Genomic DNA, 18,353 nt, shown 5'->3' on the forward strand with positions numbered 1-18,353 from the left:
GATAGCCTCAGAGTGCCACCTGTTGCTCCCGGCCTGCCACCTTCCTGAGAACCTCCAGCCGCTCTTCATTACTCATCCGACTCCAGTGCATGATTTCATCTACAGTCCTCTGACAGCCAATGCATACATCACACTCATCCAGTGCGCAGACACTGACACATGGAGACCGAACGCTTTCTGCACCAGTCATGCCCTGCCTTCCTCCAGGGGCTTGAGTGAGGCGAGATAGCGGGCAGCATTTTCCACATAATGGGCAGCGCTGAGCTCGAGCATTTTTCGCTGATTCTCACTGAGTTCCCGCTTGATCTTGCCAGGAGACCCCACTACCAGCGAACCATCCGGGATCACCATGCCCTCGGGAATAAGAGTATTGGCACCGATCAGACAATGCTTGCCAATACGGGCGCCATTAAGGATAACGGCGTTGATTCCGATAAGAGAAAAGTCATCCACAGTGCAGCCATGTAACATTGCCTTGTGGCCCACTGTCACGCCACGACCCAGAGTCAGCTTCACGCCGGCATCCGTATGAAGAACCGAGCCATCCTGAACATTGGATTCAGGACCGATGGTAATGAGATCGTTGTCGCCCCGTATCACCACGTTGAACCAGATACTGCTGCGGTCATCGAGCAGCACGCTGCCAACCACCGTCGCGTTGTCGGCTACAAAATGCTGGGCACCCCGAAGCTCCGGCTTTCGTTCACCAAGTTCGAAAATCATTGCTGATCCTTATCTGGGTTTAAGAAGATTGATGTCGGCATCGTACACCGCGTTCAAAAAGTCGACCAGGACCACAGCCGAAAGGCCCCAGATCTGATATTTTCCCCAGCGATAACAGGGAACGTAAAATGTATGGTTGAGAAAGGAGAGTGCATCCGTTCGCTCTCGCCTGTCTTCCAGGAAAAAATCGACAGGGACACGGAAGATGCTTTCAATTTCAGCTGGGTTGGCACGAAGAGGATGGGCCTCGGGCACGATGCCGACGAAGGGCGTCACAAGAATTCCATAGCGCGAAACCACCTGACTCAGGGGCGCTATTAACTCAACCCTGTCCGGCGGCAGACCGATCTCTTCGTGCGTTTCCCGCAGCGCCGTTTGCTCAAGAGAGGCGTCCTCCGGATCACGCCGACCACCGGGAAATGAAACCTGGCCACGATGGGTGGTCATGTTTGCCGAGCGCAGCGTAAAGATGATCTCGGGCTTCGCCGGATTCTCTGTCACCGGGACCAGTATTCCGGCCTCCGGATAATCCAGAGCCAGCTGTCGCGGTGAATAATCCGCCATACGCTCTTTCAGCAGGTCTCGCAAAGCAACACTCCGGTTTCATAAGGTTATACCCATGCCTGGATCACCAGGATGAATGAGACACCGGTAATACAGACATATACACTAGAACTTTATCCAGTATATGGGGGTTTTCATGAAATATTGCAGCAGCTGCGGCCACCCTGTCGAACACAGGGTTCCCGCTGGCGACAACAGACACCGGCATATCTGCCCAAGCTGCAAAACCATTCACTATCAGAACCCCCGGATAGTCGCCGGCACAGTCCCGGTCTGGCAAAACCAGATACTCCTGTGTCGCCGCGCCATCGAGCCCCGATACGGTTACTGGACCCTGCCTGCCGGCTTCATGGAGAATGCTGAAACCACTGATGAAGCCGCCGCCAGAGAAACTCTCGAAGAAGCCCTGGCCGATGTCATTATCGAACAGCTGTATACCGTCATTCATGTCCCCCACATTGATCAGGTGCACATTTTCTATCGTGCCACCATGAAAAGCGCTGAGCATGGGGCCGGGGAAGAATCCCTGGAAACCCGGCTGTTCAGCCCTGCTGAGATCCCCTGGGACGAGATATCTTTTCCCACTGTCAGGCGCACGCTGGAGCACTTTGTGGATGACATGGAGCAGCGCAGTTTTCCCGTGCGGGTCAGCGACATTCGCCATCCCCTGCGTGAAGAGACCGGGAAAACTTCTGAATAATCTCCTAGAGCCCGTCAAGGATCTCCATCCGGAAGATGTCGTAGGCGGGCTCTTCATACGGATGGGCATGTTTGAGCGCCGCAACAGCCCGCCGGATGACTGAATCATCACAGACAAGCTCAACTCTGTACTCCTTTACCTTTTCCACCTCTCCCTGGCGCCCGATATAAGGGTCACTGCCGGCCAAAGGCCTGAATTGCCCCTGGCCCTCGCATTGCCAGGCACACGCACCATAGTCTCCAATCTTTCCGGCGCCCGCCTCAAACAAAGCCTCTTTTGTGATTTCCAGATGACTTTCCGGTACGAAATAACACAACTTGTACATGGCCAATTCCTCTTTTGGCAGTTTTAACTACATGACCACTTCCGGTGACCAATAATCGCACGTTGGAGCCCTGAAAAACCACGCTGCCAAAGCATCAGCGGGCGTAAATTGCGGCCGGGCTGCGGCTTTCCCCACTTACCCACAGAATCTGTGGATAACTCTGGGGAAAGTTTTTGTGAACAGCCCCTAAAGGCCCGTCATTACAGCCCATAAGACAAATTGGCGACAAATTCGCCTAAACAGTATTTGATCTATTTTTCAGTGAGTTAGCAATGGCAAGAGAAAGTGTTAGCTTAGATGGACAGTTTGATTAAAGAACCGGCACAAGAGCACCAGAAATGTGCATAAAAAATGTAAGTCAAGGAAAAAAGGCGCTTGATGTACCAATTTTATTCCGGATTTTGACGCACAGCTGCCAGAAAATGTGACGGTTTTATGGCCTTTCGGAAAAGCAGATAGAGGCGGGGCAAAAACTGATACATCTGGTAACATATCGCGCTACCTGTCGCAACAGGCAACACAAAAGCCGGTTACTTTCGCTCCACTGAAGCTTAAGCAACTGGCTTTCCTTATGGATCGCCCGGAAAAAGAGCGGGACACTAGCCCAGCTGCCTGCGGGCGTTCCGGAACATTCTGAGCCAGGGCCCATCTTCTCCCCAGCTATCCGGATGCCAGGAATACTGGGCCGTCCGGAATACCCGCTCGGGATGTGGCATAAGAACGGTAACCCGACCATCCATTGACGTAACACCGGTAATTCCACCCTCGGAACCATTGGGGTTAAAGGGGTAACGCTCCGTGACCCTGCCAAGGTTGTCTACAAATCTCAGACTTACCTGCCCCGATTGCGCCAGTTGTGCCGTCTGGGCCTCACTGCGAAACTCAGTGCGCCCTTCCCCGTGGGCCACAGCGATTGGCATCCTGGAACCCGCCATGCCCTGCAGAAACACTGAAGGAGACGGCTGGACTTCCACCATCACCAGTCGGGCCTCAAACTGCTCCGACTGATTACGGACGAACCGTGGCCAGGCTTCTGTGCCAGGAATAAGCTCATGAAGGCTGGAGAGCATCTGACAGCCGTTGCATACGCCCAGGGCAAGAGTGTCTGGGCGTTCAAAGAAACCGGCAAACTGCTCCCGGACCCGATTGTTGAAAAGGATTGATTTGGCCCAGCCACCTCCGGCTCCCAGCACGTCTCCATAAGAGAATCCACCACAGGCCACGAGAGTCTCAAAATTATCCAGTGTCACCCGACCCGACAGAAGGTCGCTCATGTGTACATCAACAGATTCAAACCCGGCCCTGTCAAAAGCTGCAGCCATTTCCACCTGGCCGTTAACCCCCTGCTCTCTGAGAACCGCGATCCGCGGACGGGCACCCAGATTTATAAAGGGCGCCGCGATATCTTCCCGGGGATCAAAAGCAAGCTCCGCGCTCAGACCTGGATCATCCGTGGCGAGAATGTTTTCATATTCTTCGGCTGCACAGACGGCATTGTCTCTCAGAGACTGAATACGGTAACTGGTCTCCGACCAGAGGCGCTGCAGATCCATCCGTGACTCGTTAACAACTGGACGGCCCGCGAAAGAAAAGCGGATCCGATCCTCATCATTGATGGTCCCAATGACTGAGCTGTGCTCTCCGAGACCGGCCGCGGACAGCTGCTGCAGGACGAACTCAGTATCGCGACGGCGCACCTGGATAACCGCGCCAAGCTCTTCGTTAAACAGCTCTCTGGCAAACTGGGTGGGGTCTTCCGCAAGACCATCAAGCTTGACATCAATGCCTGCGTGGCTGGCAAAGCTCATTTCAGCAAGGGTGACAAACAGCCCGCCGTCTGACCGGTCATGATAGGCAAGCAGCTTGTCGTCGCCATTGAGACCCTGGATTACAGCGAAAAACGCCCGAAGGTCTTCGGGGTCATCAAGATCTGGTGCCACTGCGCCCACCTGGCCAAACACCTGAGCGAGTGCTGATCCACCCAGCCGGTTCTGACCTGCCGCAAGGTCAATCAGAACCAGGTCAGTTTCACCTGCATCCTTTCTGAGTTCGGGCGTCAGGGTCTTCCTCACATCCGTGACCGGAGCGAAGCCGCTGATAATCAGCGACAGAGGCGCAGTCACGGACTTCTGTTCGCCACTGTCATCTTCCCACACCGTCTTCATGGACATGGAGTCCTTGCCGACGGGAATGGTAATCCCCAGTGCCGGACACAGCTCCATGCCGACCGCCTTCACTGCCTCGTAAAGATTTTCGTCTTCACCAGGGTGACCTGCTGCAGCCATCCAGTTGGCAGACAGACGGATGTCCGACAACCTGCCGATGGGCGCAGCCGCGAGGTTCGTAATCGCCTCCCCTACAGCCATCCGTGCCGAGGCGGGGGCGTCGATGACAGCCACTGGCGTGCGTTCACCCATGGCCATTGCCTCGCCCGCGTATACATCAAAGGAACTTGCGGTCACGGCAACATCACTGACCGGAACCTGCCAGGGGCCAACCATCTGGTCCCGTGCCACCAGGCCCGTGATCGTTCTGTCCCCGATAGTGATGAGAAAACTTTTGCTGCCCACCGATGGCAAGCGCAGAATCCTTCGAATGGACTCGTGCAGCCCCACCCTGGTTGAATCAAAGATCGGCTTGGTAAACGAGGAGCGACGCACACTCCGGTGCATCCTGGGGGGCTTGCCGAATAGCACGCTCATTGGCAGGTCCACCGGGTCATCACCAAAATAGGCATCGGTAAGTGCCAGGTGATGGGATTCTGTTGCCTCCCCAATCACCGCATAGGGGCAGCGCTCCCGTCGGCAGATGGCATCAAAGCGTTCCAGGTCTTCGGGTGCAACCGCCAGCACATAGCGCTCCTGGGATTCATTGCACCATATTTCGAGCGGGGACATGCCAGGCTCATCACTCGGGATGTCCCGCAGTTCGAATTTACCGCCGCGCCCGCCATCTTTCACCAGCTCCGGCATGGCATTGGACAGGCCGCCGGCGCCCACGTCATGAATGAAACAGATCGGCGTTCTGTCGCCAAGCTGCCAGCAGCGGTCAATCACTTCCTGGCAGCGACGCTCCATTTCCGGATTGTCCCGCTGGACCGAAGCAAAATCCAGATTTTCCTGGCTGGTGCCGCTGTCCATGGAGGAAGCCGCACCTCCACCCAGGCCAATAAGCATTGAAGGCCCACCAAGAACAATGAGCCTTGCGCCCACCGGAATCATTCCCTTCTCTACATGACCGGGACGAATGTTGCCAAGACCTCCGGCAATCATGATGGGCTTGTGATAACCGCGGACTTCTTCGCCTGCTGGCCCGGGAGTCTTCTGTTCAAAGGTACGGAAATAACCTGTCAGGTTGGGGCGGCCGAACTCATTGTTGAACGCTGCGGCGCCGATCGGCCCGTCGATCATGATATCCAGCGCGGAGGCAATGCGGTCAGGCTTGCCGTAGCCTTTCTCCCAGGGCTGGGTATCGCCCGGGAGGTTGAGATCGGAAACGGTAAATCCACTCAGGCCAGCCTTGGGTTTGGACCCCCGACCGGTCGCGCCCTCATCCCTGATCTCGCCACCAGAACCGGTGGCTGCGCCCTCAAAGGGAGAAATGGCGGTGGGATGATTGTGGGTTTCCACCTTCATCAGGATATGAATATCTTCTGGATGAAAGCCGTAGACCCCCGTGTCGGGATCAGGAAAGAAGCGTCCGCCGGGACTGCCAGCGATGACCGAAGCGTTGTCCTTGTACGCGGACAGCACACCTTCGCTGTTCATTTCATAGGTGTTCTTTATCATCGCAAAAAGGGACTTTGGCTGACCTTCGCCGTCAATGTCCCAGGAGGCATTGAAAATCTTGTGCCGGCAGTGTTCCGAGTTTGCCTGGGCAAACATCATCAGCTCAACATCGGTTGGGTCCCGCTTGAGATCGCTGAAGGCCTGAACCAGGTAATCAATTTCGTCGTCTGCCAACGCGAGGCCCAGTCGCTGATTGGCTTCAGTGAGAGCGCGTTTTCCGCCATTCAGCACAGGCACGCGATCCAGAGGCGCGGGCTCTTTCCTGCTGAAAAGCAGCTCCGCCCCTCCCATTTCATGGAATACAGTTTCGGTCATGCGGTCGTGCAGCATCGTCGCAATCAGTTCCCGCTGCTCAAGGCCCAGCTTTTTTCCGCACCGGACGTAATAGGCAATGCCCCGCTCGATCCGCCGAACCTGCTTCAGGCCACAGTTGGTAGCGATATCGGTGGCCTTGCTCGACCAGGGGGAGAGAGTTCCGGGGCGCGGGATCACGAGAAAGAGCACGCCTTCGGGGCTCTCAACAGAAACCGAAGGACCATAGGCCAGCAGTCGATCCAGAATATCTGCTTCAGAATCGGACAAGGCCGAATCCAGATCAACAAAGTGCATGAATTCGGCATACAGATGGCTGACATCCGGGACAGCACCTCTGACCTGACTCAGTAGTTTTTCTGTGCGAAATGGCGAGAGAGCGGGAGCGCCGCGAAGTTCCAGCATGGTCTAAACCTGTGTCGCGCGAATCTGGAGATGGATGAGCGTGGTGTTCGGTCTCACTGGTGCCTCTGGCGTCGTGGCACAGCCACCGATCCGAGGCCCGTCAGTCTGAACGGGCGCCATAATACTGGAAACGCAGCCGGGGATACAGACAAGATCGCTGTCCGAATTGGCAACATGGCACCCCCTGCGTCCTGCCCCGCACATCACACTGGCCACCACGAAGCCCGAACAGAAGAGGCATAATTGACAAGGTTTTGCACATGAACCACACAGCCAGATTGACCGGAAGGCCGGATTCAGGAGATTATCTTCTTTACGCATGGAAGCTTTGCCCGCGCCTTCAGAGCCTTTCTGGCTACCCGGTTCTCATGATCAGTGATCGGAGAGACCCATGAAACGTACACCTATGGACATGATGTACGGGAGACTAAGGACTTGGCACAACACGATTTGACCTCTCACTTTGCCGCGCTGATCCGACTCGCTATCGCCGGCCTCGTGATCCTGACCATTGGCTGCTCCAAACCGACGACCCTGGACGACGTCCGCTCCGAGGGCGTGCTCCATGTCATCACCCGTAACGCTCCGTCTATTTATTTCGAAGGCCGTGACGGCCCAACCGGTTTTGAATATGAACTGGCAAGACGCTTTGCCGAAGAACTGGGCGTGGAGCTCAGGGTGCGTGTGGCTGAAAGCAATACCGAAATCCTGTCGGTCCTCGATCGGGACTATGCCCACATCGGTCTGGCCGGCCTCACGGTCAGCGAAGAACGAAATGCCCGCTTTCACACGGTCCCCACAGGGCTGACCACCCAGTCCGTGATCATCTACAACCGGGACAGGGATCGACCGGAAAGCCTTGAAGATCTGGAAGATCAAGTCCTGCACGTAGTGGCCGACAGCTACCACCTCGCCCACCTCAATCAGCTGGCAGAAGAGCACGAGGCACTGACATGGACAGCCCATGCGGATCTCGACGCCGCTGGCATTCTCAGACGGGTTGAAGCCGGGGAGTTCGCAGTTGCGGTGGTCGATGCCAATGAGCTGGCCCTGAACCAGGTTTTCTTCCCCGACGTCAAGCGTGGATTCAGTCTGGGCGACCCCCAGAGCCTGGCCTGGCTATTCCCCCAGGCTCAGGACCAGAGTCTGGTCATTGAGGCTAACCGGTTCTTTGAGCGGGTGGAGGCCGATGGCAGCCTGGCACAGATCAAGGAGCGCTTTTATGGCCACCTTGACCGCCTGAACTACGTTGGCGCACGCACATTTGTACATCACGTGCGCAACCGGTTGCCCCAGTATGAAACTCTTTTCCAGGATTATGGTGCCACTGAGGACCTGGATTGGCGACTGCTGGCTGCCATTGGCTACCAGGAATCCCACTGGCGCCCTGATGCACGATCCCCCACGGGAGTGCGTGGCCTGATGATGCTGACGCGCACTACCGCAAGCCATATTGGGATCGATGACCGCCTGGATCCGGAAAAAAGCATCAAGGGCGGCGCCCGCTACTTCAAAATGGTGCATGCAAAGATCCCCGAGCGTATCCCGGAGCCTGATCGGACCTGGTTTGCCCTCGCTTCCTACAATGTGGGTTTTGGCCATCTGGAGGATGCACGGATCCTGACGGAATCAGCAGGTAAAAATCCGGACCGGTGGATGGACGTAAAAGAATTTCTGCCACTGCTGGCACAGAAAGAATGGTACTCGAAAACCAGGTATGGCTACGCCCGGGGGCACGAGCCGGTTGTGTATGTCCAGAACATTCGCCGCTATTACGATGTTCTGGTCTGGATGAAAGACCCGACGGCACCTTCTTCACAGATGGCGCAACAGGACGCTGATGGGTCAGGGACCGGGCTGGAACCTTCTTTACCGGCAACAGCCCGGAACGATGCATCTGCTCTGCCCCGGTCCCTCGGATTGACCCCTCCGACCCTATAGGCTTTCCGGACCGTCTTCCGGGAGCGCCCCCTCTTCCGGCCCGATGGCGTCCAGCGCCTGTTCTGTCTGCTCGCCACTGAAACCCCGCTGGGACAGAAATCTCGCCTGTCTTGCCTTTTCTGGCCAGTCATCCCGGATGTTTTCCAGTCCAAACTTTTTCGCTCGAGCCTGAATTGCAAGGTTTATCCACTCCTGATCTGTCATCTGGGCCAGGGGTGGCGGCCACATGGCTACCCCACGCTGTTGCAGCTCACTGCGAATCCGCAATGGCCCATAGCCGAGATCACGACGCTGTCGGCCATAAATCTCAGCAAATCGCTCGTCGCTCAGCCAGCCTTCGTGCTCGTAGTCGTCCAGCACAGGCGCGATAACATCAGCTGGCAGCCTGCGCTGTCTGAGCTTCGTTGCCAGCTCAAAACGACTGTGTTCGCGACGGGCAAGCAACCTGAGGGCTACGGACCGGGCTTTGTGGTCAAGCTCCTCATCCGTCAGGTTTTGTGACTTCATCCTCGTCCTCCAGGTTGATCGATTAAGTCCGTCGTTCTGCTAAACTGTGCGCGCTGGAAATAAACAGGCACGGAATGTCTCCATTCCTGCTGCTTCCGGCTCGAATCGTATCCGGCGGGCCACCCGATGGAAACCGCCGACTTGTGGTGCCCGGAGCCTGTGAGCTCCTGACACTGAGACCTGACCCATATGACAAGGTACCCGATGGCCACGTTCATTCAGAGATTATTCAAGGGCCGCCCCGCTGGCAAATCTTCAACACCCGTGACTCCGTCACCTCAGGCAGAAGCTGCCGGACCGGATCTGGTCACAGAGCAGCAGCAAATCATGACCAGCAACCCCACAACCCAGCAACTGGAAATGCTGTCTCTCGAGGGAAAATCCTCAGATATCCGCCTGCGGGCAGCAGAAGCCATCACCGACCGGGAGGCTTTGCAGCGCCTTCAGAAAGCTGCCCGGGGCCGGGACAAAAATGTTTATCAGATGGTGCGGCAGAAGCTGCAGTTGATCCGGGAAGCCGAAGCGGAACAGGAGCGGATGAATACCCTGGTGCAGGAGGCCATCCGCCAGGCAGAAGAGCATGCCGTTACCGAAAACACCCGGCTTTACGAAGCACGCCTCGACAATCTCCTCAGACACTGGTCTGAAGCGGAGCCATTTGCCTCTTCCGGCCAGACCGCGGCCTTTCTGAACGCAGTTCACCAGTGCCGTGAGCGGGTCAATGCCATGAAATTCGAGGAGGATCAGCAGCGCCTCCATCAGAACCGGGCCGAAGAACGGGCAAATACGATCAGCATGCTGGAGTCGACGCTCACTGAGCTTAAAGCGCAGCCGGAAGGCCTTCTCGCATCTCTTGCCTCGCTGGATGCACTGCAGAAAACCCAGGAAAACCGCTGGCTGGAAGCTACCCGCGAAACTCAGGTGGAAAAATCGGAGCAACGTGCTTATGAAAGCTGGATGCAGGCCCTGCGGGGATACATTGCGGCTGTCCAGAGGTTCAGCCAACAGGCAGACCAGATTGACGAACTGATGCAGGCAGTGGAATCCGCATCTGCAACAGGGGAATGGGAAAGCCGGACTCGGGACCTGCTGAAAACTCTGGACTGGCCCGAGGGTTTCAATCCGCCAGCTGCCCTGAATGGCCTCAGAACGGCATTGGGTGAAGCCCGTCCAAAGACTCCGGACACAAAGCCGGAAATAGAGCCAGACAGGCAGAAAGAGAAGGTATCTGCACTCAGCGACACTCTCGACAGACTCGAGGCGGCGCTCGAGGCCAGGCAACTCAGGGAATCACGGCAGCTGTTCAAACAGGCCCAACAGGAGCACCGCCGCCTGGATGCACGAAATGGCAGACCCTTCCAGGCAAAAATTCAGTTGCTGGGTGGGCAGTTAAGAGAGCTTCTGGACTGGCAGGGTTTTGCCACCCAGCCCAAGCAGATCGAACTGTGCAAGAGCATGGAGTATCTGGCAGATCAGCCCATGGATCCAGAGGTCAAGGCGGAGAAAATCAAGGAGCTACAGAACGAGTGGCGTGACCTGGGAGGTTCCTCCGAACGGGACCTCTGGCAGCGCTTCAAGCAGGCTTCCGACCGGGCTTATGAGCCCTGCAGAGAGTATTTTTCGGCCAAATCCGATCTGAAAAAAAACCACCTTGAGAAACGTCGGGCGATCTGCGGCGAACTTGAGCATTTCGTTCTGAATACCGACTGGTCCGCAGCTGACTGGAAAGCCGTGGAACAGATACACCGCGTGGCAAGGGATGAATGGAAAGCCGCATGGCCGGTGGATTTCCGTGACAACCGCCCACTGCAGAAGCGTTTTGATGAACTGCTGACCCAGGTGGAAGCGCCGCTCAATGCAGAACGGGAGAAAAACGAGCAGCTCAAACAGTCGGTAGTGGAACGGGCACAGGCACTTGTCAGCCATGAGCCGCTGGCCGAAGCCATGAATCAGGCCAAAGCCCTGCAGGCGGAGTGGAAGTCGATCGGCCTGACCCGTCACCGGGAGGACCGCAAACTCTGGCAGGAATTCCGTGCGGCCTGCGACCAGGTATTCGCCCGCCGGGACTCCGCGAGACAGGAGCAACGTTCCCAGACCCTGGAGGCCAATGAAAGGTCTGAAACCCTCCTTGCCGAAACCGCCGCAATTACAGACCCTTCCGGGGAAACCGGAGGTCCCGTTCACACAGCTCTTGGGGATCTGAAGGCGGTTCAGGCAGAGCCTCTTTCTGCTGCAATGGCCGAGCGCATCCGGACAGAAATTGCCCGCCTCTCCCGCCTGCAGGAACAGGCGTCTCTCAGCCGGACACTGGATACGTGGCAGGAGCTGATTCACCAGCGTCTGACCGGCGAACCTGCAGCCGGAGATTGTCCGCCAGCATGGCACGATCTGGCATCACTCTTTACCGGCATGCCCGCAAGGGAACTTGTGATCAGGGCGGAAATCATCACCGCGCTGCCCTCGCCGGAAGACGACCAGCCAAGGCGCATGGAAATTCAGGTACAGCGTCTTGCAGAAGGCATGAGCGGTACGGGCAATTCTGGCAGCCTCCTGGAACAGATGGAAGCGCTGGTAGCAGCCTGGTACCTGGCTGCGTCGGCGGAAGAGATTACTGAGGCGCTCGCCGAGCGTCTGGCCGCGGCGGTCAGAGCCACCATGCTCTGAACGCCCCCATCTGCCAGCCCCGAGGCCGGCAGATGGGTTTTCAATCCCGCTGATGGAGAGTTACGAAGGCCCTGGCATGCAACACGGCTTCAGCCACCTTGGCCCGCATTTCATTCATCTCGGGATCGGCAAGGTAGAACATCATATCGATCTTGTGGCGGTAATATCGGGGCGGAAGGCGGTTCAGAGCAACACACATGATATCTGCCAGCATGTCTTCGGTATCTTCCGGCTCCCGCGATTCATCCACCGCGTCCGCCACCAGACGCTCATAAAAGTTATCAATCGTATCCAGCATGGACATGGCTTCCCCTTAATGTGTGTTTACTGCTACTACAAAATCGTAACCACCCTTACACCATAGAACGGCCGCCGCCCCTTGTCATTGGGTAGAGGAAATCCTGCGAGAGACCTGTGAGCAGTTTAGCCACCAGGATTGGCCGCGAGCGTCATTACCTGGCCTGTCGGCAGCAGGTAAGGTTAGCCATCGGGCCTGTCCCCAACCAACGGAACACCCGCCCAGTTACCACCGATACCAGAGGATCAGAAATGACCACCGAGGCGTATATCTTCGATGCAGTGCGCACCCCCCGCGGACGGGGCAAGAAAGATGGCTCGCTGCACAGCGTCAAGCCGATAACCCTGCTCACATCCCTGTTGAAGTCCCTGCAGGAAAGAAACAGTCTGGATACCACCCAGGTCGATGACATTGTCATGGGCTGCGTTACCGCTGTTGGTGACCAGGGCGCAGATATTGCCAAAACCGCAGCTCTGGCGGCGGACTGGGACGACGTGGTCGCGGGGGTTACCCTCAACCGCTTCTGTGCCTCGGGTCTTGAGGCAGTAAACCTTGCCGCAATGAAAGTGCGCTCCGGATGGGAAGACCTGGTGGTTGCCGGCGGCGTGGAAGCCATGTCACGTGTCCCCATGGGCTCCGATGGAGGTGCCTGGGCAACAGACCCGGCGACCAATCTGCACACAGGATTCATGCCCCAGGGCATAGGCGCCGATCTTATCGCCACCCTGGAAGGCTTCAGCCGCGAGGACGTAGACGGCTTCGCCGTCCGGAGCCAGCAGAAGGCCGCAAAAGCCTGGGAAAACGGACATTTCAAGCGCTCTATCATCCCCGTCACCGACCAGAACGGCGTGGTGATTCTGGACCGGGACGAGCATGTGCGTGGCAACACCACGGTGGAGTCTCTGGGCCAGCTCAAGCCCTCCTTCCAGATGATGGGGGAAATGGGATTTGATGGTGTCGCCCGGGAGAAATACCACCAGGTCGAGCGCATCAACCACGTCCACCATGCCGGCAACTCCTCAGGCATCGTCGACGGCGCAACAGCGATGCTGATCGGTAGTGAAGCCAAGGGCAGGGAACTGGGCCTGCGCCCCCGCGCCCGGATTCTGGCCACCGCAGTGACCAGTACCGATCCCACCATCATGCTGACCGGGCCCGCTCCCGCCGCCCGCAAGGCATTGGCCAAGGCAGGCATGACTGCAGATCAGATCGACCTGTTCGAGGTCAACGAAGCTTTCGCCTCAGTGGTCATGCGCTTCCAGCGGGAACTGTCTGTACCGGATGAAAAAGTGAACGTGAATGGCGGCGCCATCGCCATGGGTCACCCTCTCGGAGCTACAGGTGCCATGATACTGGGCACCCTGCTTGATGAACTGGAACGCCGCGAACTGCGCTATGGCCTTGCCACCCTGTGCGTGGGTGGCGGCATGGGCATCGCCACCATCATCGAGCGCTGCTGAGTCCGCGATTCATCCTTCGACATAGTTACCGAGAGGAAACCAGAATGAGTGCCATTGACTACAAGATTGACGCGGACAAGATCCTGACCCTGACCATCGACATGCCGGGCCAGTCCGCCAACACCATGAATGCCGCCTTCCGCGAGGCGCTGGCGGAAACTGCCGCCAGGGTAAAGGCGGATACCGACTCCATCCGGGGCATCATCATTGCCTCCGGGAAAAAAACCTTTTTCGCCGGCGGCGACCTGAATGAGCTCTACAAGGTCACCCGGGACGATGCCGAAATGTTCGAGAACATGGTCGGCAAGCTCAAAGCCGACATGCGCGCCATCGAAACCTGCGGCAAGCCGGTGGTGGCAGTCATCAACGGGACCGCGCTGGGCGGCGGCCTGGAAATCTGCCTGGCGACCCACTATCGCATTGCCCTGGACGATGACAGCATCCAGCTGGGCCTGCCGGAGGTCACCCTGGGCCTCCTGCCTGGCGGCGGTGGCACCCAGCGACTGCCGAGGATGATCGGCCTTGAAGCCGCCTTCCCTTATCTGATGGAAGGCAAAAAGGTCAATCCGAAGGCTGCTCTCAAGGCGGGCATCGTCAACGAACTGGCTGGCTCCCTCGAAGACATGATGGCCAGAGCCAGGGCGTTCATCGATGCCAATCCGTCTTCCCAGCAACCCTGGGACAGAAAAGGCTTCAAATTTCCGGGTGGCGCGCCCCATCACCCCGCCATGGCCCAGAAGCTGTCCATCGCTCCCGCCATGCTCAGGCAAAAGACCAAAGGCTGCTACCCGGCACCGGAGCGTATTCTTTCAGCGGCTGTGGAAGGCGCCCAGGTCGATTACGACAACGGCGACAAAATCGAAACCCGCTACTTCACCGAGCTGGTCATCGGAAATGTTGCAAAGAACATGACTGGTACCTTCTGGTTCCAGCTTAACGCCATCAAGGCGGGGGAAAGCCGTCCCAAAGGCGTTGAGAGAGCGAAATTCAGCAAGGTAGGGGTCCTGGGTGCCGGCATGATGGGGGCAGGTATTGCCTACTCCACAGCCTCCCGCGGGGTCGAGGTGGTGCTGAAAGATGTATCCATGGAGAACGCCGAAAAAGGCAAGTCCTACTCCGAAAAACTGCTGGATAAAAAAGTCAGCCGCGGGCGCTTGTCACAGGAAGACCGGGACGCCACTCTGGCCCGCATCAGGGCCACCGATTCAGCGGATGACCTGGCAGGCTGCGACCTGATTATCGAGGCCGTGTTCGAGGACAGCGCGCTCAAGGCCAGAGTCACTCAGGAATCCGAGCCGAAACTGGTGGAAAACGGCATCTTCGCCTCCAACACCTCCACGATTCCCATCACCCAGTTGGCGGAAGCTTCTGCCAGCCCGGAAAAATTCATCGGCCTGCATTTCTTCTCTCCAGTGGACAAGATGCAGCTGGTGGAAATCATTGTCGGTGAGAAGACCTCGGACGAAACCCTGGCCCGCGCCTTTGACTATGTTCAGCAGATTGGCAAGATTCCCATTGTGGTCAACGACAGCCGGGGCTTCTTCACCTCCAGGGTATTTGGCACTTTCGTCAATGAGGGCGTTGCCATGCTGGGCGAAGGCGTCCATCCCGCCAGCATCGAGAACGCCGGCCTGCTCAGCGGCATGCCAGTAGGCCCCCTGGCCATCTGCGACGAAGTCAGCCTGACCCTGATCAAGCACATCCGCGACCAGAGCCGCAAGGATATGGAAGCCACCGGCAAAACCTGGCAGGCCCATCCGGCAGAAGCCGTGGTGGATAAGCTGGTGGACGACCATGGCCGCAAGGGCAAGGCTGCTGGCGCAGGGTTCTACGACTACCCTGCTTCAGGCAAGAAGCACCTGTGGCCGGAGCTGGAAAAGCTGTTCGTGGACCAGAACACCGCCAGCCGGGTGAAGCTGCAGGAGCTGAAAGACCGCATCCTGTTCATTCAGGCCATTGAAACGGTGCGCTGCCTCGAAGAAGGGGTACTGCGTACCGTGGAGGACGCCAACATTGGCAGCATCTTCGGCATTGGCTTCGCGCCCTGGACCGGAGGCGCCATTCAGTTCATCAATCAGTATGGACTGCGGGAGTTTGTCGCACGAGCCGAAGAACTTGCGGCGCGCTATGGCGAGCGTTTTACACCCCCTCCCCTGCTGTTGCAAAAAGCCGAGTCAAACACACCGTTTGCCTGATGACCCGGGGGAGGCAGGTATCCTGTCTCCCCGTATTTCACCCTTCCCCCCGCAGTTTCTGGCAGAATCTGCACCCCTTACCCCTTCCTCCCTGTTGTAACCACCCCATGATGGACATATTGTCACACAGCGACACTATGCACCTATGGCAACGCACTGTTGCCTTGCCTACAATGAAATTCAGGGTCAGTCTGCCGTATCAGCGTCGGGGCCATCCATTTGAAACCGGGTAATCATCTCATGACAATCACCGCAGGTATTTTTCCCAACCGCGCATTTTTCCCGATGGCAGAGCGGATCCGTCTCAGTGCCCGGGCAATTGCGCTCAGTCTGCTGGTGGTACCGGTTGGGCTGCACGCAGGGACCGCCGGCGATCATGACAGCTCATTTGAACCGGTCGCGCCAACGGTGGATCAGGCCAGAGCCAACATTCTGATCTCACGGCAGCTTCAGTTCACTCACTTCCGGGATCAGAAAATCGATGATGAACTGTCCGGGGAAGTTTTTGATGCCTACCTGGATTACCTGGACGGCCAGAAGATCTACCTCACCCGGAAGGATGTAGGGCGCTTCGAGCATCTCCGCGACAACCTGGACGCGGCTCTAAAGACAGGCCGGCTTGAGCCCGGCTTTGAGATTTACAACCTGGTCCAGCAACGCATGATCGAACGGCTGGATTTCGCCATTGGTCTGGTCAGCAGCGGAGTCGACGGGTTCAATTTTGAAACCGGGGAAACCCTGGTGCTTGACCGTTCCGAAGGGGACTGGGAGCCAGATACGGAGGCACTGAACGAGCTCTGGGTCAGACGGGTCAAGAATGCCGTGCTCGCCCAGCGCCTCAACGGCACGGCTGATGAAAAGATAGAAGAAGCCCTGATCCGTCGCTACGAAGGCCAGCGGCAGCGGGCGGCCCAGATGCGCAGTGAGGATGCGTTTCAGGCCTACATGAATGCTTTTGCCGGTATGTGGGATCCCCACACGTCCTATTTTTCTCCCCGTACCTCGGAAAACTTCAACATCAACATGAGCCTGTCACTCGAAGGCATTGGGGCGGTTCTGCAGTCTGACAATGAGTACACCAAGGTAGTGAGACTGGTACCCGGCGGCCCTGCGGCCAAACAGGGCCAGTTGAAGCCGGCAGACCGCATCGTCTCTGTTACCCAGGAAGATGAAGACAAGCCGGTCAACGTCATCGGCTGGCGCCTTGATGAAGTGGTTGATCTGATCCGCGGCCCCCGGGAATCCACCGTGCTGCTGGAAGTCATTCCTGCGAATGCCAGTGATGAGGCGATGACCCGCACCATCGCCATCCAGCGAGACAAGGTGAAACTGGAAGAGCAGAGCGCCAGCAGTGATGTGATCGAACTGGACCGTGACGGCGACAAATACCGGGTCGGAGTGATCAACATCCCCACCTTTTATGCCGACTTCAAGGCCATGCAGGAGGGTGACCCCAACTACAAGAGCACCACCAGAGACGTTCGCCGGCTGATTCAGGATCTCAAGAGCGAGGGTGTGGACGGTCTGGTAGTGGATCTCAGGAACAATGGCGGCGGCGCTCTGCATGAGGCCAATGACATGGTTGGCCTGTTTATTGATGAAGGGCCTACGGTGCAGATCCGCAATTCGGATAATGACGTTCAGGTGCTGACTGACCAGGATCCATCGGTCGTCTATGACGGCCCCCTGGTGGTTCTGGTGAACCGCATGAGCGCCTCGGCTTCCGAGATTTTTGCCGGTGCAATCCAGGACTACGGTCGCGGCCTGGTGGTTGGCTCCCAGACTTTTGGCAAGGGTACAGTTCAGGCAGTGCGGCCTCTTAATCACGGCCAGCTGAAAATCACCCAGTCCAAGTTCTATCGGGTCTCCGGTGGATCCACCCAGCACAAAGGGGTGATACCGGACATTGAGATTCCCAGCCGCATCGACAAGAGCCGGATCGGGGAAGACGCCCTCAAGCGGGCCCTGCCCTGGGACCAGATCGAGGCGGTTCCCCATACACGCTATTTCGATTTCAGCGGCGTAATCGACCAGCTGCGTGATAACCATGACCAGCGTTTTTCAACCAATCCCGAGTTCCAGCTGCTTCAGCGTGAAATCGATCTTTTGAAAGAGCAGCGCGAAATCAGCTCGGTCAGCCTGAACGAGAAGGAGCGCAGGACCTATCAGGATTCAATGGAGGAGCGCCAGCTCAGCATTGCCAATGCCCGCCGCGAGATCCGCGGAAACGAGCCTTTCGCGACCGTGAAAGAGCTGGAAGACTGGCAGGACTCCCAGGCAGCAACACCGGATGACAGCGAGGAGAGGCTTGATTTCATTATTCGGGAAGGCGGTCATATCATGGCGGATATGCTGGACCTGGATCGGCGCATGGCCACCATCCTCAAGCCGGAAAAAGTAACCGCCCAGGCTCCCTGAGCACAATGGCCACTGTTGGCTGCTGACCCAGCGATACGGCATACAGGAGCAGG

The 18,353-nt window shown here is 57.5% G+C and carries 13 protein-coding genes; 6 read left to right on the forward strand and 7 right to left on the reverse strand.

Translation table 11 applies throughout. The annotated features are described in order from the left end of the window. Positions 1–7: 7 nt before the first annotated feature. Genes LG327_RS16370 through LG327_RS16380 form a run of 3 tightly spaced genes read right to left on the reverse strand, consistent with a single transcriptional unit; the run spans position 8 to position 1,311 of the window. On the reverse strand, positions 8–190 hold the full coding sequence (locus LG327_RS16370) for a DUF1289 domain-containing protein (protein ID WP_404363536.1): 183 nt from the start codon (positions 188–190) through the stop codon (positions 8–10). Further along, positions 187–723, reverse strand: coding sequence for a gamma carbonic anhydrase family protein (locus LG327_RS16375; protein WP_404363538.1), 537 nt, complete (start codon positions 721–723; stop codon positions 187–189). Before LG327_RS16375 ends, LG327_RS16370 begins: the two co-directional genes overlap by 4 nt. 9 nt (positions 724–732) lie before the next feature. Next, entirely contained in the window at positions 733–1,311 is a 579-nt protein-coding gene (locus tag LG327_RS16380) for an NUDIX hydrolase (RefSeq protein WP_404363540.1), read from the reverse strand. Between the two features lie 112 nt (positions 1,312–1,423). On the opposite strand from LG327_RS16380, the gene LG327_RS16385 reads away from it, so the two are divergent. Then, complete coding sequence (locus LG327_RS16385) at positions 1,424–1,987, forward strand: NUDIX hydrolase (RefSeq protein ID WP_404363541.1); 564 nt, start codon at positions 1,424–1,426, stop codon at positions 1,985–1,987. Positions 1,988–1,991: 4 nt separating this feature from the next. On the opposite strand, the gene LG327_RS16390 is transcribed toward LG327_RS16385, so the two are convergent. Together LG327_RS16390 and purL are read right to left on the reverse strand one after the other, a co-directional pair. Beyond that, positions 1,992–2,312, reverse strand: coding sequence for an NGG1p interacting factor NIF3 (locus LG327_RS16390; protein WP_404363543.1), 321 nt, complete (start codon positions 2,310–2,312; stop codon positions 1,992–1,994). 599 nt (positions 2,313–2,911) lie between these two features. Further along, positions 2,912–6,817 (reverse strand): phosphoribosylformylglycinamidine synthase, encoded by a 3,906-nt coding sequence (purL, locus tag LG327_RS16395; protein WP_404363545.1) that lies wholly within the window; start codon positions 6,815–6,817, stop codon positions 2,912–2,914. A gap of 435 nt (positions 6,818–7,252) precedes the next feature. Between purL and mltF the strand changes: the two genes are divergently transcribed. Beyond that, the gene (gene mltF, locus LG327_RS16400; RefSeq protein ID WP_404363546.1) at positions 7,253–8,758 is read left to right on the forward strand and encodes a membrane-bound lytic murein transglycosylase MltF; all 1,506 of its coding nucleotides are present in this window, start codon (positions 7,253–7,255) and stop codon (positions 8,756–8,758) included. Here the strand turns inward: mltF and LG327_RS16405 are convergent. Further along, on the reverse strand, positions 8,753–9,265 hold the full coding sequence (locus tag LG327_RS16405) for a regulatory protein RecX (protein WP_404363548.1): 513 nt from the start codon (positions 9,263–9,265) through the stop codon (positions 8,753–8,755). The two genes, mltF and LG327_RS16405, sit on opposite strands and share 6 nt — an antisense overlap. A gap of 327 nt (positions 9,266–9,592) precedes the next feature. Here LG327_RS16405 and LG327_RS16410 point away from each other — a divergent pair, with 327 nt between their 5' ends. Further along, complete coding sequence (locus tag LG327_RS16410) at positions 9,593–11,929, forward strand: DUF349 domain-containing protein (RefSeq protein ID WP_404363549.1); 2,337 nt, start codon at positions 9,593–9,595, stop codon at positions 11,927–11,929. A gap of 40 nt (positions 11,930–11,969) precedes the next feature. Here LG327_RS16410 and LG327_RS16415 read toward each other — a convergent pair whose 3' ends face one another. After that, complete coding sequence (locus tag LG327_RS16415) at positions 11,970–12,233, reverse strand: late competence development ComFB family protein (protein ID WP_404363551.1); 264 nt, start codon at positions 12,231–12,233, stop codon at positions 11,970–11,972. A gap of 245 nt (positions 12,234–12,478) precedes the next feature. Here LG327_RS16415 and LG327_RS16420 point away from each other — a divergent pair, with 245 nt between their 5' ends. The 3 genes from LG327_RS16420 (at position 12,479) to LG327_RS16430 (ending at position 18,300) form a co-directional block, all read left to right on the forward strand. Next, on the forward strand, positions 12,479–13,687 hold the full coding sequence (locus LG327_RS16420; RefSeq protein WP_404363553.1) for an acetyl-CoA C-acetyltransferase: 1,209 nt from the start codon (positions 12,479–12,481) through the stop codon (positions 13,685–13,687). 44 nt (positions 13,688–13,731) lie between these two features. Continuing rightward, entirely contained in the window at positions 13,732–15,882 is a 2,151-nt protein-coding gene (locus LG327_RS16425) for a 3-hydroxyacyl-CoA dehydrogenase NAD-binding domain-containing protein (RefSeq protein WP_404363555.1), read from the forward strand. Positions 15,883–16,122: 240 nt separating this feature from the next. After that, positions 16,123–18,300 carry a carboxy terminal-processing peptidase gene (locus LG327_RS16430; RefSeq protein ID WP_404363556.1) on the forward strand — a complete coding sequence of 726 codons (2,178 nt, stop codon included), beginning with the start codon at positions 16,123–16,125 and terminating at the stop codon, positions 18,298–18,300. Positions 18,301–18,353 lie beyond the last annotated feature (53 nt).

This window comes from Marinobacter sp. (assembly GCF_044799475.1).
GTDB lineage: Bacteria > Pseudomonadota > Gammaproteobacteria > Pseudomonadales > Oleiphilaceae > Marinobacter.